The sequence below is a fragment of the Streptomyces sp. NPDC014889 genome (genome assembly GCF_043081205.1).
Lineage (GTDB): Bacteria > Actinomycetota > Actinomycetes > Streptomycetales > Streptomycetaceae > Streptomyces.
Window position 1 is genome coordinate 24,360 of record NZ_JBIBWH010000003.1, and the last position, 13,995, is coordinate 38,354.

Genomic DNA, 13,995 nt, shown 5'->3' on the forward strand with positions numbered 1-13,995 from the left:
GGAGGAGCACGGGGAGAAGCGCGGGGAGGCGCCAGGAAGGCGCGGGGAGCGACGGGGTGAGAAACGTGGAGTGGGAAGCGCGCAGAGGGAAACGCGGAACGGCGGGGTCCGGTGGAGTCATACGCCGCCTTCGCCGCCGCCACCCCTGTGCAGAACGTCAAACTTCCACCCCCGGTTTTGTACACATACGGCTCATGACGGGCCCCCCGTGAGGAGCGATAGCCTTGTGGCGTGATCAGCGCGATAGTTCGCGGAGGCACCGTCGCCTCCGCTGTGCGCCCGGTGAGCACGGACCGCATCCGTGTCCGGGCGGCGGTCGCTGGTCCTCGCGGGCGGGAAGGGGCCATGGCGGCCCCCAGGACGCCGTGTCATCCACGGGTACGGACGCGGCGGAGAGCAGCGTCACACCCGTCGGACGCGTCGAACATGGCTGATATCCCCCCGCTCATCTCACTTTCCGGCATAGCGTCGAAGCACACCGGACATCCCGGGCCGCGGCGTCACGCCGGAGGGGAAGAGACCGTACTTCCTTCTACGTCACGCAACGGCGCGCGACAGGAGCCAGAGGACAATGCAGACCAAGCTGGACGAAGCCAAGGCCGAGCTGCTCGAGAGGGCCGCCCGGGTAGCTGAGAACAGTCCGCTCGGGGGACACGCCCCGACCGGGTCGCCAGGCGAGGGCATGCCGGACCGGGAGTCCGTGCTCGCGTTCCTCCAGCGCTTCTACCTGCACACCGCGCCCGAGGACCTCGCCGGCCGCGACCCGGTCGATGTCTTCGGCACCGCCTACTCCCACTACCGCCTGGCCGAGAGCCGCCCGCAGGGCACGGCCAACGTCCGGGTCCACACCCCGACGGTCGAGGAGAACGGCTGGACGTGCAGCCACTCCGTCGTCGAGGTCGTCACCGACGACATGCCGTTCCTCGTGGACTCCGTGACGAACGAGCTGACCCGTCAGGGCCGCGGCATCCACGTCGTGATCCACCCGCAGTTCGTGGTGCGCCGTGACGTCACCGGCAAGCTCATCGAGGTGCTGCCCACCACGGCGCCTGGCGAGGAGCTGCCGCACGACGCGCACACCGAGTCCTGGATCCACGTCGAGACCGACCGCGAGACCGACCGCGCCGACCTCAAGCAGATCACCGCCGACCTGCTGCGCGTGCTGTCCGACGTCCGCGAGGCCGTCGAGGACTGGGAGAAGATGCGCCAGGCGGCGACCAGCCTCGCCGAGGAGCTTCCCGGCGAGCCGGCCCCCGGCGACCTGCGCGCGCAGGAGGTCGAGGAGGCCCGCGAGCTGCTGCGCTGGCTGTCCGACGACCACTTCACCTTCCTCGGCTACCGCGAGTACCGGCTGCGCGACGACGACTCCCTGGCCGCCGTCCCCGGCACCGGTCTCGGCATACTGCGCGCGGACCCGCCGCACGCCGGCGACGACAGCCACCCGGTCAGCCCGTCCTTCGAGCGGCTGCCCGCCGACGCCCGCGCCAAGGCGCGCGAGCACAAGCTGCTGGTGCTGACCAAGGCCAACAGCCGGGCCACCGTCCACCGGCCGTCCTACCTGGACTACGTGGGCGTCAAGAAGTTCAACGACAAGGGCCAGGTCGTCGGCGAGCGCCGCTTCCTCGGCCTGTTCTCCTCCGCCGCCTACACCGAGTCCGTGCGCCGGGTCCCCGTGATCCGCCGCAAGGTCGAGGAGGTCCTGGAGCGCGCCGGCTTCTCGCCCCACAGCCACGACGGGCGCGACCTGCTCCAGATCCTGGAGACCTACCCGCGCGACGAGCTCTTCCAGACCCCGGTCGCCGAGCTCCAGGCGATCGCCACCTCCGTGCTGTACCTCCAGGAGCGCCGCCGGCTGCGCCTGTACCTGCGCCAGGACGAGTACGGCCGCTACTACTCGGCCCTCGTCTACCTGCCGCGCGACCGCTACACCACCGGCGTCCGCCTGCGGATCATCGACATCCTGAAGGAGGAGCTGGGCGGCACCAGCGTCGACTTCACGGCCTGGAACACCGAGTCGGTGCTCTCCCGGCTGCACTTCGTCGTCCGGGTGCCGCAGGGCACCGAGCTGCCGGAGCTGTCCGACGGCGACAAGGAGCGCATCGAGGCCCGCCTGGTCGAGGCCGCCCGCTCCTGGACGGACGCCTTCTCCGACGCGCTGACCGCCGAACTCGGCGAGGAGCGCGCCGCGGAACTGCTCCGTCGCTACTCGGGCGGCTTCCCCGAGGGCTACAAGGCCGACCACTCCCCGCGCGCCGCGGTCGCCGACCTGTGCAACCTCGAGCAGCTCAATGCGGACAAGACCTTCGCGCTGAGCCTGTACGAGCCGGTGGGCGCCGCCCCCGAGGAGCGCCGGTTCAAGATCTACCAGAAGGGCGGCTCCGTCTCCCTGTCCGCCGTGCTGCCGGTGCTCAGCCGGCTCGGCGTCGAGGTCACCGACGAGCGGCCGTACGAACTGCGCTGCGCGGACCGCACGACGGCGTGGGTCTACGACTTCGGTCTGCGGATGCCGAAGGAGTCCGCCGGCACCGGCGACCACCTGGGCGACGACGCCCGCGAGCGCTTCCAGGACGCCTTCGCCGCCGCCTGGACGGGCAAGGCGGAGAACGACGGGTTCAACGCGCTGGTGCTGGGCGCCGGGCTGACCTGGCGCCAGGCGATGGTGCTGCGCGCCTACGCCAAGTACCTGCGCCAGGCGAGCTCGACCTTCAGCCAGGACTACATGGAGGACACCCTCCGCAACAACGTCCACACCACCCGGCTGCTGGTCTCCCTGTTCGAGGCGCGGATGTCGCCGGAGCGCCAGCGCGCCGGACACGAGCTCGTGGACGCGCTGCTGGAAGAGGTCGACGCGGCCCTTGACCAGGTGGCCTCCCTCGACGAAGACCGGATCCTGCGGTCCTTCCTCACCGTCATCAAGGCGACGCTGCGCACCAACTTCTTCCAGGAGGCGCAGGGCGGCGGGCCGCACGACTACGTGTCCATGAAGTTCGACCCGCAGGCCATCCCGGACCTGCCGGCGCCGCGTCCGGCGTACGAGATCTGGGTGTACTCGCCGCGCGTGGAGGGCGTGCACCTGCGCTTCGGCAAGGTCGCCCGCGGCGGTCTGCGCTGGTCCGACCGGCGCGAGGACTTCCGTACCGAGATCCTCGGCCTGGTCAAGGCGCAGATGGTGAAGAACACCGTCATCGTGCCGGTCGGCGCCAAGGGCGGGTTCGTCGCCAAGCAGCTGCCCGACCCGGGCGTGGACCGGGACGCGTGGATGGCGGAGGGCATCGCCAGCTACAAGACCTTCATCTCGGCGCTGCTCGACATCACCGACAACATGGTCGCCGGCGAGGTCGTGCCCCCGCAGGACGTCGTGCGGCACGACGGCGACGACACCTACCTGGTGGTCGCCGCCGACAAGGGCACGGCGCGGTTCTCCGACATCGCCAACGAGGTCGCCCAGTCGTACGACTTCTGGCTCGGCGACGCCTTCGCCTCCGGCGGCTCGGCGGGCTACGACCACAAGGGCATGGGCATCACCGCCCGCGGCGCCTGGGAGTCGGTCAAGCGGCACTTCCGGGAGCTGGGCGTGGACACCCAGACCCAGGACTTCACGGTCGTCGGCATCGGCGACATGTCCGGTGACGTGTTCGGCAACGGCATGCTGCTGAGCGAGCACATCCGCCTGGTCGCCGCCTTCGACCACCGGCACATCTTCATCGACCCCGACCCGGACGCGGCCGTCTCCTACGCCGAGCGCCGCCGCCTGTTCGAGCTGCCGCGCTCCTCGTGGGAGGACTACAACGCCGAGCTGCTGTCGGCGGGCGGCGGGGTGTTCCCCCGTACGGCCAAGTCGATCCCTGTCAACGCGCACATCCGCGAGGCCCTCGGCATCGAGGCAGGCGTCACCAAGCTGACCCCGGCCGACCTGATGCGGGTGATCCTCAAGGCCCCGGTGGACCTGCTGTGGAACGGCGGCATCGGCACGTACGTCAAGGCGTCCACCGAGTCCCACGCCGACGTCGGCGACAAGGCCAACGACGCCATCCGTGTCGACGGCCGCGACCTGCGGGTCCAGGTGGTCGGCGAGGGCGGCAACCTGGGCTTCACCCAGCTCGGCCGGATCGAGTGCGCGATGCAGGGCGCCCGGATCAACACCGACGCCATCGACAACAGCGCCGGTGTGGACACCTCCGACCACGAGGTGAACATCAAGGTCCTGCTCAACGGCCTGGTCGCGGACGGCGACATGACCGTCAAGCAGCGCAACAAGCTGCTCGCCGAGATGACCGACGAGGTCGGCGCCCTGGTGCTGCGCACCAACTACGCGCAGAACACGGCGATCGCCAACGCGCTGGCCCAGTCCAAGGACATGCTCCACGCCCAGCAGCGCTTCATGAAGCACCTGGTGCGCGAGGGCCACCTGGACCGGGCGCTGGAGTTCCTGCCCACCGACCGGCAGATCCGTGAGCGGCTGGTCGCCGGGAACGGCCTGACCGGTCCGGAGACGGCCGTGCTGCTGGCGTACACGAAGATCACGGTCGCCGAGGAGCTGCTGCACACCTCGCTGCCGGACGACCCGTACCTGCGCGGCCTGCTGCACACCTACTTCCCGGCCCCGCTGCGCGAGCAGTTCACCGAGCGGATCGACAACCACCCGCTGCGCCGCGAGATCACGACGACCGTCCTGGTCAACGACACGGTCAACACGGGCGGTACGACGTATCTGCACCGCCTGCGGGAGGAGACCGGCGCGTCGCTCGAGGAGATCGTCAGGGCGCAGACGGTGGCCCGCACGATCTTCCGCTCGGCCCCGGTGTGGGACGCGGTCGAGGCGCTGGACAACAAGGTCGAGGCCGACGTCCAGACCCGTATCCGCCTGCACTCGCGCCGACTGGTCGAGCGCGGCACGCGCTGGCTGCTGAACAACCGGCCGCAGCCGCTGGAGATCGCCGAGACCGTCGAGTTCTTCTCCGAGCGGGTCGGGCAGGTGTGGGCGGAGCTGCCCAAGCTGCTCAAGGGCGCGGACCTGGAGTGGTACCAGCAGGTCTACGACGAGCTGTCCGGCGCCGGCGTCCCGGACGAGCTGGCCACGCGCGTGGCCGGGTTCTCCTCCGCCTTCCCGGCGCTCGACATCGTCTCGGTGGCCGACCGCATGGGCAAGGACCCGATGGACGTCGCCGAGGTGTACTACGACCTCGCCGACCGCCTGCACATCACCCAGCTGATGGACCGCATCATCGAGCTGCCGCGCGCCGACCGGTGGCAGTCCATGGCCCGTGCGGCGATCCGCGAGGACCTGTACGCGGCGCACGCGGCACTGACCGCGGACGTGCTGGCCGCGGGCAACGGCACCGCCACGCCGGAGCAGCGCTTCAAGGTGTGGGAGCAGAAGAACGGGGCGATCCTGTCCCGGGCGCGTGCCACGCTCGAGGAGATCCGCAGCTCGGACGCGTTCGACCTGGCCAACCTGTCGGTGGCGATGCGGACGATGCGCACGCTGCTGCGCACGCACTCGTAACACGCGGAGGCCGACCCCGTACATGAGGGCGCCCCGGACCTGTCCGGTCCGGGGCGCCCTCATGCCGTCCCCGCACCCGCCCATGCCGTCGTCCGGGAAACGTGTCGCCGACCGGGAAACGCCGCACGCTGAATTTCCCCTTTCCTGCTAAACGGGATCATTCGTATAAAGTTGCCGCGTGATCTCCCTCGGCAGTCGCACCCGGCTCCTGCGGCACCATGCGCACCGCGCCGCCTGAGGCACCCTCAGCGGGTGCGGCCGTCGCCCGGCCGTCCACCGCCCCGGCAGGGGCCTACGCGCCCCGCGCGGCCGCCGCGTTCCTCGTCGCCCTGCTGCTCCTGGTGATCGTCCGGCTGCCCTGGGCCGGTGACCTGGGCATGCACGCGGCGACGATCCAGCGGCTGCGTCACAGCCTGCTCCAGCCCGGCAATCCGCTCGTCGCCGCCGACACCCCGAGCCCGTACTACTCGCCGTGGATGGTGCTGCTCGGCTGCGTCGCCCGGGCCGGCGGTCTTTCGGTGTTCGTGGTCCTGCGGCTCGCCGCGCTCACCGGGCTCGCGCTGCTGGCGACGGGCGTGTGGCGGTACGTCAGGACCTTGAGCGCACACCGGGCCGCGCCCGCCCTGGCCGCCCTGAGCCTGGTGCTCCTGTGGGGTACGGAGCTGATCAACTGGAGCGGGTTCCTCGCCCTCAACTCCCTCGCGCTGACGGTGTCGTACCCCAGCGTGTTCGCCCTCGGCCTCGCCTTCCACCACTGGGCCTGGCTCACCCGGGCGCTGCGCACGGCGGCCGGATGGGAGGTGTGGCTGGGGCTCGGGACCCTGTGGGCGCTGATCCTGCTGTGCCATCAGTTCACGGGGGTCGTCGCCACGCTCGGCGGTCTCGCCGCGGTGCTCGCGGCCCGGCCGCCGCGTGCCCTGTGGCCGCGGCTCGGCGCCGGAGCGGCCCTGGGGCTGCTGGTGCTGTGGCTGTGGCCGTACTACGACTTCTTCGCCCTGTTCTCGGCCGGAGGCGATCTGGAAGAGGTGCACCGGGCGCTCTACGAGCACTTCCTCGGCCGCTACTGGCTGGCCCTGCTCGGCGTGGCCGCACTGGTCCTGCGGTGGCGGCGCGACCGGCGGGACCCGCTGGCGATCTTCTTCCTGCTGGGCGCGCTGATGTGCGCGGCGGGCTTCGCCACCGGCCACTACGCCTGGGGCCGGACCCTGCCCGCCGCCCTCGTCCCCGCCCAGCTCGCCGCCGCGCTGGAGGTGCTGCGGCACAGCGGCCCGCGGACCGTGCGGATCCGCTGGGCGTGGCTGCTGGGCGGCGCGCTGGCCGTGGGTGCGTGGGCCCAGGCCGGCGTGCTCGGGTACGCCGTCGGACGGGCGGCGCTGCCGGACGTGCTCGCGGCCGGCTACACCCGGACGTGGAACGGGTACTACTGGATCACGCCGTACGTGAAGTACGGGGACGTGGTCATGGCCCGGGACCTGCCCTCCCGGCTGATCCCGGCCTACGGCCCCTACACGGTCGCCCCCGGCTACCCGGACTTCTTCCTGCCGGACGAGTCGCGGCGCGTGTGGGCCGTGCGGCGCTACTACACGCGCCGCACGCCGGAGGATGTGCGCCGGGACATCCTGCGCACCTACGACGTGCGCTGGGTCGTGGACCGGAGCACGCCCCGCCGCGACCCCGAACTGCGCGCGGTGACCCACGGCCCGGGCGGCCAGATCCTGTACGCGGTGAGGCCCTGACCGGCCCGCCGTGGGCAGGCCGGCACGGGCCGCGGCCGGCGCTGCCGGCTAGCGCTTGGCCTTCTTCTTGTCGGAGCCGCCCGTGAAGGCCTCGTAGGCCTCCAGGACCTCCTCGGTGGGGCCGTCCATGCGCAGTTCGCCGCGTTCCAGCCACAGGACGCGCTCGCAGGTGTCGCGGATCGAGGAGTTGCTGTGGCTGACCAGGAACACCGTGCCGGCCTCGGCGCGCAGCTCGCGGATCCGCTCCTCCGAGCGCCGCTGGAAGGAGCGGTCACCGGTGGCCAGCGCCTCGTCGATCAGCAGGACGTCGTGGTCCTTGGCGGCGGCGATGGAGAAGCGCAGCCGGGCGGCCATGCCGGAGGAATACGTGCGCATCGGGAGCGAGATGAAGTCGCCCTTCTCGTTGATGCCGGAGAAGTCGACGATGCCCTGGTAGCGCTCCCTGATCTCCTCGCGGGACATGCCCATGGCCAGTCCGCCGAGGAGGACGTTGCGCTCGCCCGTCAGGTCGTTCATCAGCGCCGCGTTCACGCCGAGCAGCGAGGGCTGGCCGTTGGTGTAGATCCTGCCGTTCTCCACGGGCAGGAGTCCGGCGACGGCCTTGAGCAGGGTGGACTTGCCGGAGCCGTTGGTGCCGATCAGGCCGATGGCCTCGCCCTTGTAGGCGACGAACGAGACCTTCTTGACCGCGTGCACCCGTCGTACGCCGGCTGCCTTCTCGGCCTGCTCGCGGCGGAGGATCCGGTTGAGGGCGGCGGTCGCCGAGCCCCGGCCGGAGCCGGTGCCGTTGACCCGGTAGACGATGTCGACGCCGTCGACGACGACGGTGGGGACCCTGTCGGTGTTCAGCTCAGCCACGGCCGTACGTCTCCTCAGCCTTCCAGAAGTAGATGAAGCCGCCGACCCCGGCGAGCAGGGCCCAGCCCAGCGCGAACGCCCACACGTGGTGGGGGAGCTGGTGGGCCTTGAAGCTGTCGATCAGCGAGAAGCGCATCAGGTCGATGTAGACGGCGGCCGGATTGGACTGCAGCAGCACCTTCAGCAGGTGCGGCATGTGACTGCGGTTCAGCGTCGTGTCGATGCTCCACATCACGCCGGAGACGTACATCCAGGTGCGCAGGATGAACGGCATCAACTGGGCGATGTCCGGCGTCCTGGCACCCAACCGCGCCATGACCATGGAGACGCCGGCGTTGAACATGAACTGGAGCAGCAGCACCGGGACGGCCAGCGCCCACGACATGGACGGTGTCATGCCGAAGCAGAAGAGGATCACCACGAGGGCGACCATCGAGAACAGCAGCTGCTGAAGCTGCTGGAGCGCGAAGGAGACCGGCAGGGCGGCCCGCGGGAAGTGCAGGGCCCGCACCAGGCCGAGGTTGCCGGAGATCGCCCGGGTGCCCGCCATGATCGAGTTCTGTGTGAACGTCCAGATGAACACGCCCGTCACCAGGAACGGGATGTAGTCCGCGACGCCGCGGCTGGTGCCCATGAGGATGCCGAAGATGAAGTAGTACACCGCCGCGTTCAGCAGGGGGGTCGCGACCTGCCAGATCTGGCCGAGCTTCGCCTGGCTGTACTGGGAGGTGAGCTTGGCGGTGGCGAAGGCGCTGATGAAGTGGCGCCGTGCCCACAACTGGCGGACGTACTCGGGCAGGGAGGGGCGGGCGCCGCTGACCGACAGGCCGTGGTGCACGGCGAGCGCCGAGAGGGTGTCGTTCTCGACCGCGGCCGGAGTGCGGGGCGGTGTGTGGAGGACCTGGCTCACATCCGCTGCTTTCGCTCGGGGGGAGGTGGTGCGGGGGTCCGGCTCCGGGGTCGCCGATCGTTTCCTTACGGTTCTCTTTACGTTTTCTTACGTCGGAACGGGACCGTATCGTCGCAACGCGAGCGTACGGCGAATGAGCGACGCAACGCAACCGTTGCGTCGTAACGCCCTATGCTGGGCCTCATGACGACGAACGCCGACGAGCCCCAGACGCGCCCACGCCGCCGGGTCCCCGCCGGAGCGGCCGTGCTTCGCGAGGATGTGACGGAGGCGATCCGCGCGGCGGTCTTCGAGGAACTGGCGTCCGTCGGCTACGCGCGGATGTCCATCGAGGGGATCGCGCGGCGGGCGGGCGTCGGCAAGACGGCCGTCTACCGCCGGTGGCGTTCCAAGCTGCACCTGGTCCTCGACATCGTCTCGGCGCTCGCCGTGCAGGGCCTGCCCGCGCCCGACACCGGCTCCCTGGAGAGCGATCTGCGGCTGCTGTACGAGGTGACCTCCCGCGCCCTGCGCCACCCCATCGCCTCGCAGATCATCCCCGACCTCCAGGCGGAGGCGGCCCGTAATCCGGACATCGCCGAGGCCATGCAGAAGGCCCTGCGCGACGGGCAGGAGAGCGTGGCCAGCAGCATCCTGGCGGCGGCCGAGCGGCGCGGCGAGATCAGCCCCGGTCTGGACCGTGACCTGGCCCTCGACCTGATCTCGGGCCCGCTGTACTGGCGCGCGGTCGTCATCCGCACGCCCAAGCTCCCCAAGGGCTACCTGAACGCCCTCGCCCACGGCACGGCCGAAGCGCTCAAGGCCCTGTGACAGTGACCACGGCCCCCGCACACGAGGACGCCACCGGATCCGCGCGCGGGGCGGAGCCGGTGGCGTCGGAGCGCGCGGTCAGGGCCGGGGGTGGTGGTGGAGCCAGCCCTGCCAGGCTGTGCTGATCATGTCGGAGAGGTCGCGGCGGGCCTTCCAGCCGAGTTCCGCGGTGATGCGGTCGGCGGAGGCGACGACGCGTGCCGGGTCGCCGCGGCGGCGGGGGGCGACCGTCGGGACGCTGTCGTAGCCGGTGACGGCGTTGATCGTGTCGATCATCTCGCGCACCGAGACCCCCTCCCCGCGGCCGATGTTCAGCGTGAGGTCGCGGCCGGGGGAGGAGCGCAGGGCGCGCGCCGCCGCCACGTGCGCCTCCGCGAGGTCCGCCACGTGGATGTAGTCACGGACGCAGGTGCCGTCGGGCGTGGGGTAGTCGTCCCCGAAGATGAGCGGGGGCATGCCCTCGGTCAGCCGTTCGAAGACCATCGGGATCAGGTTGAAGACGCCGATGTCCGCGAGCTCCGGGCTCGCCGCGCCCGCCACGTTGAAGTACCGCAGGGACGCCGTGGACAGTCCCGCCGCCCGACCGGTCGCGCGCACCAGCCACTCGCCGGCCAGTTTCGTCTCGCCGTACGGCGACATCGGCACGCACGGCGTCTCCTCCGTCACCAGGGCGTCGTCCCGCTCGGCGTGGGGCATGCCGTACACGGCCGCCGAGGAGGAGAACACGAACGCCCCGACCCCGGCCGCCGTCACCGCCTCCAGCAGGACCCGCAGGCCCTCGACGTTCTGCCGGTAGTAGCGCAGGGGCTGCTCCACCGACTCGCCCACCTGCTTCTTCGCCGCCAGGTGGACGACGCCGGTCACCTGGTGCTCGGCGAGGACACGTGCCACCCGGTCGCCGTCCAGCGTCGAGCCGACCACCAGCGGAACGCCCTGCGGGACGCGCTCGGCGATGCCGGTGGACAGGTCGTCGTACACCACCGCCCGCTCGCCCGCCTCGGTCATCGCGTGGACGACATGCGCTCCGATGTAGCCGGCGCCGCCGGTGATCAGCCAGGTCATACGGGCGTCTCCTCGTCAGTTGGCCCAGGTGGTCGTGGGGATGCGGATCGCGGCGTGCTCACCGGGGCGCGGCCCGGTGAAGCAGACGGCGCAGCCTGCCCCGCAGCACGGACGTCACTCCGCTCAGTCCCGCCGCCAGCCGCAGTGCCAGCGCGCCGGAGTGCGTGGCGTAGGGCTGGACCAGCAGGACGCCGTAGCGCACGCTCGGAGCGACACGGCGGCGCAGCAGACCGGCGCCGGTGCGCGCGTGCGCCGTCACCTCACGGCTCGTGCCGTCGGCGAAGCACACCCGCAGCCGCAGGTCCCAGGTGCCGGCGCCCAGCCCCGCGAGGTGCACGGCCGTCCCGGCCGACCAGGTGCCGTCCTCGGACGGCGTGAGCGGGACGGTGGCGTGCTGGACGGTGCGCCCCGCCTCACGGTGCCGCCACTCCACCTCCAGGGCCTCGGGCCCGGCGGACGCCACCCTGCCGTACAGATCGTGCAGGCGCAGCCGCAGCAGGCTGGTGCCCGCGTGGGGGCGCAGTTCCGCGTCCACGGCCAGGGGCAGGACGTGGACCGGCCGGACCAGGTAGGGCTCCAGGCTGATCCCGGGAAGGTCGTCCGCCCAGACGGGGGTGCCGTCCTTGTCGCGGGCGTAGGGCGGGCACAGCCGGGACGGGCGGGCGGCGAGCTCCTTCAGGCGCGGCAGATCGCGCGGCTCGGGCGACGCGAGAATCACCCGTCCGAGTAGGCGCCCGGAGGCCGTCGGGTTGACCTCCCAGTCGGCCGCGTCGTACTCGCCGAGGTACTTCCGTGTGTGCTCCCACCACGCGCGCCGGTACCCCGCGTCGCGAAGCCCCAGCTCACGGGCGTACATGCGCAGTTCGTGGTCGAGGAACTTGGCGCGGGCCGCCCGCGCGAGCTCCTTCTGCCCGGCGTTCAGCAGGATGTCGTACGCCGACCGGCTCGCCTCGGTGCGCGCCCGCCAGTTCTCGATGTTCGAGCGGTCCAGCGAGATCGACAGCTGCCCGGCGGAACGGCGCACGTTCCACACGTACACCTGGTCCGGAATGAGGGCCATGCGTGGCCCGGCGGCCAGCAAACGCGCGGTGAACACGAAGTCCTCGTACGGAAAGTGCCCCTCCGGGAAGCGGATCGCGTGCTCGCGCAGGAAGTCGGTGCGGTACAGCTTGTTGACGCACAGGGTGTCGTGCACGACGCGGGGGAGGTGCGCGGGGCGCGTGAGGACGGCGCTCTCGCTGTACAGCTTGCGCTGCCACGGCACTTCACGCCCCGAGGGCAGCTCACGGCGCACGCACAGCCCGCTCACGACCTCCGCCTGTTCCTCCCGGGCGGCGGCGAGCAGCGCGTCCACCGCGCCCGGCGGCAGGACGTCGTCGCTGTCGAGGAACATCACGTACGGCGTCGTGACCGCGTCGAGGCCGGTGTTGCGCGGGGTGCCGCAGCCACCGCTGTTGTCCTCACGCCGGATCACCCGCACTCTCGGTTCGGCCGCGGCCAGCCGGTCGAGCAGCTCGAAGGTGCCGTCGGTCGAGCAGTCGTCGACGGCGACGATCTCGGTGACGGAGGGGCCCTGCGCGAGCGCCGAGCGCACGGCGTCGGCTATGTGGGCGGCGTCGTTGTAACCGATCACGATGACGCCGACGTCGGTGGACTGGTGGGGGTGCAGAGGCATGGGATCCACGAGCGGGAATAGTAGGGGTGGTCGGTAATCTCCGGTTAAGACGGACTTAGCGTCCCGTGCGGAAGACGGTGTGTTCCCGGTTCGGGTTCCCCTTCCTGCCTCATCCATTTCGGAGATGTCGTCGATCGCCACAACCGGGCGAAAGAGAATAGCGCGGCGGCGGCCAGCAGAGCGTTGCGCATCACCATGAGCGCGCAGCCTGTCCAGGTGCAGGCCGCGACCTGCTGGTACAGCACGGGATAGGCGATCACGCTGACCAGGCTCGCCAGTGCGATCAGCGCGGCGACCGGCCGCTGTGTGGTCAGCGGCGACGTCAGGCACACCGCCGCGAGGCCGAGCAGCCACACCATGTACTGCGGGCTGATCACCCGGCTGGTGACGGTGAACAGCAGGACGGCGCTCAGCGCGGCGTCGTACGGGGTCGCGGGCGTCCAGTGCCGGGCCCGGATCCGCCACAGCAGCAGCAGTCCGAAGGCGCCGGCCGACAGGGCCAGCGAGAGGTGTGCGACGGTGGAGACGTACGGTCCGGTGAACTCCAGGGACCCGTACCGGTAGCGCACGCGGCCCGGCCAGCCGGCGTGCGTGGCCAGTGCGAGGGCGGTGCCGCCGAACGACTCGATCTGCACGCCCCGGCCGCCCTGCTGGCGCGCGAAGGCGAGCGGGTTTTCGAACAGGCCGGCGAGGACGGTCAGCAGGACTGCGCCGGTGGCGGCCGCCCAGGTCCACGCCGAGCGGGTCGGACGGCCACGGGGCGGTCCGAGCAGCGCCAGAGCGGGCCACACCTTCACCAGGGCGCCCAGCGCGGCGAGCGCGCCGCACGCGCGCGGGGAGCGCGGCAGGGCCAGCAGGGACAGCACGGCCAGAGCGGTGGCCTGGACGTCGTAGCGGGCCAGCGGGACGTGCAGCAGGAGCGGCAGGCCCAGCGTCCAGTAGCCGGCCCCGCGCAGGCTGCGCCCAGGCCGGGTGCCCGCGTGCGCCAGCGCCAGCGTGACCAGCGCGTCGACGGCGACGGTGAGCACCACGAAGGCCCGGAAGTAGGTCAGGCCCGGCAGCAGCGCGGGCGACAGCAGCACCGGACCGGCGCCCGGCGGGTACTGCCACAGCGTGTCGTGCGCCGGGAACGCGCCGTGGGAGAGCAGGCCGTACCAGTGCTGGTACAGCTTCCACACCTCGCGCGCCACCGAGCCCCCGCCGAGCAGGGGCAGCCCGTCGTGGGCGAGCAGCCACAGCATCAGGGCGCGCGTGAGGAGCCAGGCGGCCGTCAGGCCGAGGAGGCGGTGTCTCGTCGACGGACGCGTGAGAAGACGCGTCACGCTCTGGCAGGCACTCATCACGGCGGATCGTAATCCGACGGAAAGCTTTAAATAGGCTAATACGCGTCCTGGCATCGGCAAGAGACTGCCAAGTAGGACAAACCGGCCGCGGCGCC

Annotated in this window: 8 protein-coding genes; 3 read left to right on the forward strand and 5 right to left on the reverse strand. The window is 71.3% G+C overall.

The window, feature by feature from the left end; all coding sequences use genetic code 11:
• Window positions 1-571 precede the first annotated feature (571 nt).
• Window positions 572-5,506: an NAD-glutamate dehydrogenase gene (locus ACF09J_RS06240; RefSeq protein WP_392304203.1), complete on the forward strand. Its 4,935-nt coding sequence runs from the start codon at window positions 572-574 to the stop codon at window positions 5,504-5,506.
• A 218-nt stretch (window positions 5,507-5,724) separates the two neighbouring features.
• Window positions 5,725-7,242 carry a hypothetical protein gene (locus ACF09J_RS06245; protein ID WP_392304204.1) on the forward strand — a complete coding sequence of 506 codons (1,518 nt, stop codon included), beginning with the start codon at window positions 5,725-5,727 and terminating at the stop codon, window positions 7,240-7,242.
• Window positions 7,243-7,290: 48 nt separating this feature from the next.
• On the opposite strand, the gene ACF09J_RS06250 is transcribed toward ACF09J_RS06245, so the two are convergent.
• Window positions 7,291-8,100, reverse strand: a complete 810-nt coding sequence (locus tag ACF09J_RS06250; protein ID WP_392304205.1) for an ABC transporter ATP-binding protein — start codon at window positions 8,098-8,100, stop codon at window positions 7,291-7,293.
• Window positions 8,093-9,010 carry an ABC transporter permease gene (locus ACF09J_RS06255; RefSeq protein ID WP_392304206.1) on the reverse strand — a complete coding sequence of 306 codons (918 nt, stop codon included), beginning with the start codon at window positions 9,008-9,010 and terminating at the stop codon, window positions 8,093-8,095. Before ACF09J_RS06255 ends, ACF09J_RS06250 begins: the two co-directional genes overlap by 8 nt.
• 171 nt (window positions 9,011-9,181) lie before the next feature.
• Between ACF09J_RS06255 and ACF09J_RS06260 the strand changes: the two genes are divergently transcribed.
• A complete protein-coding gene (locus ACF09J_RS06260; RefSeq protein ID WP_392304207.1) occupies window positions 9,182-9,820 on the forward strand; it encodes a TetR/AcrR family transcriptional regulator in 639 nt (212 codons plus the stop codon).
• A gap of 78 nt (window positions 9,821-9,898) precedes the next feature.
• On the opposite strand, the gene galE is transcribed toward ACF09J_RS06260, so the two are convergent.
• The 3 genes from galE to ACF09J_RS06275 are packed head-to-tail and all read right to left on the reverse strand — an operon-like array spanning window position 9,899 to window position 13,897.
• Window positions 9,899-10,882 (reverse strand): UDP-glucose 4-epimerase GalE, encoded by a 984-nt coding sequence (gene galE, locus ACF09J_RS06265; protein WP_392304208.1) that lies wholly within the window; start codon window positions 10,880-10,882, stop codon window positions 9,899-9,901.
• A 58-nt stretch (window positions 10,883-10,940) separates the two neighbouring features.
• A complete protein-coding gene (locus ACF09J_RS06270; protein WP_392304667.1) occupies window positions 10,941-12,557 on the reverse strand; it encodes a glycosyltransferase family 2 protein in 1,617 nt (538 codons plus the stop codon).
• Between the two features lie 44 nt (window positions 12,558-12,601).
• The gene (locus ACF09J_RS06275; protein ID WP_392304209.1) at window positions 12,602-13,897 is read right to left on the reverse strand and encodes a glycosyltransferase 87 family protein; all 1,296 of its coding nucleotides are present in this window, start codon (window positions 13,895-13,897) and stop codon (window positions 12,602-12,604) included.
• Window positions 13,898-13,995 lie beyond the last annotated feature (98 nt).

Coding starts and splice junctions, on each gene's coding strand:
- ACF09J_RS06240 (WP_392304203.1), top strand. CDS start 572: ATGCAGACCAAGCTGGACGAAGCCAAGGCCGAGCTGCTCGAGAGGGCC.
- ACF09J_RS06245 (WP_392304204.1), top strand. CDS start 5,725: ATGCGCACCGCGCCGCCTGAGGCACCCTCAGCGGGTGCGGCCGTCGCC.
- ACF09J_RS06260 (WP_392304207.1), top strand. CDS start 9,182: ATGCTGGGCCTCATGACGACGAACGCCGACGAGCCCCAGACGCGCCCA.
- galE (WP_392304208.1), bottom strand. CDS start 10,882: ATGACCTGGCTGATCACCGGCGGCGCCGGCTACATCGGAGCGCATGTC.
- ACF09J_RS06270 (WP_392304667.1), bottom strand. CDS start 12,557: ATGCCTCTGCACCCCCACCAGTCCACCGACGTCGGCGTCATCGTGATC.
- ACF09J_RS06275 (WP_392304209.1), bottom strand. CDS start 13,897: ATGAGTGCCTGCCAGAGCGTGACGCGTCTTCTCACGCGTCCGTCGACG.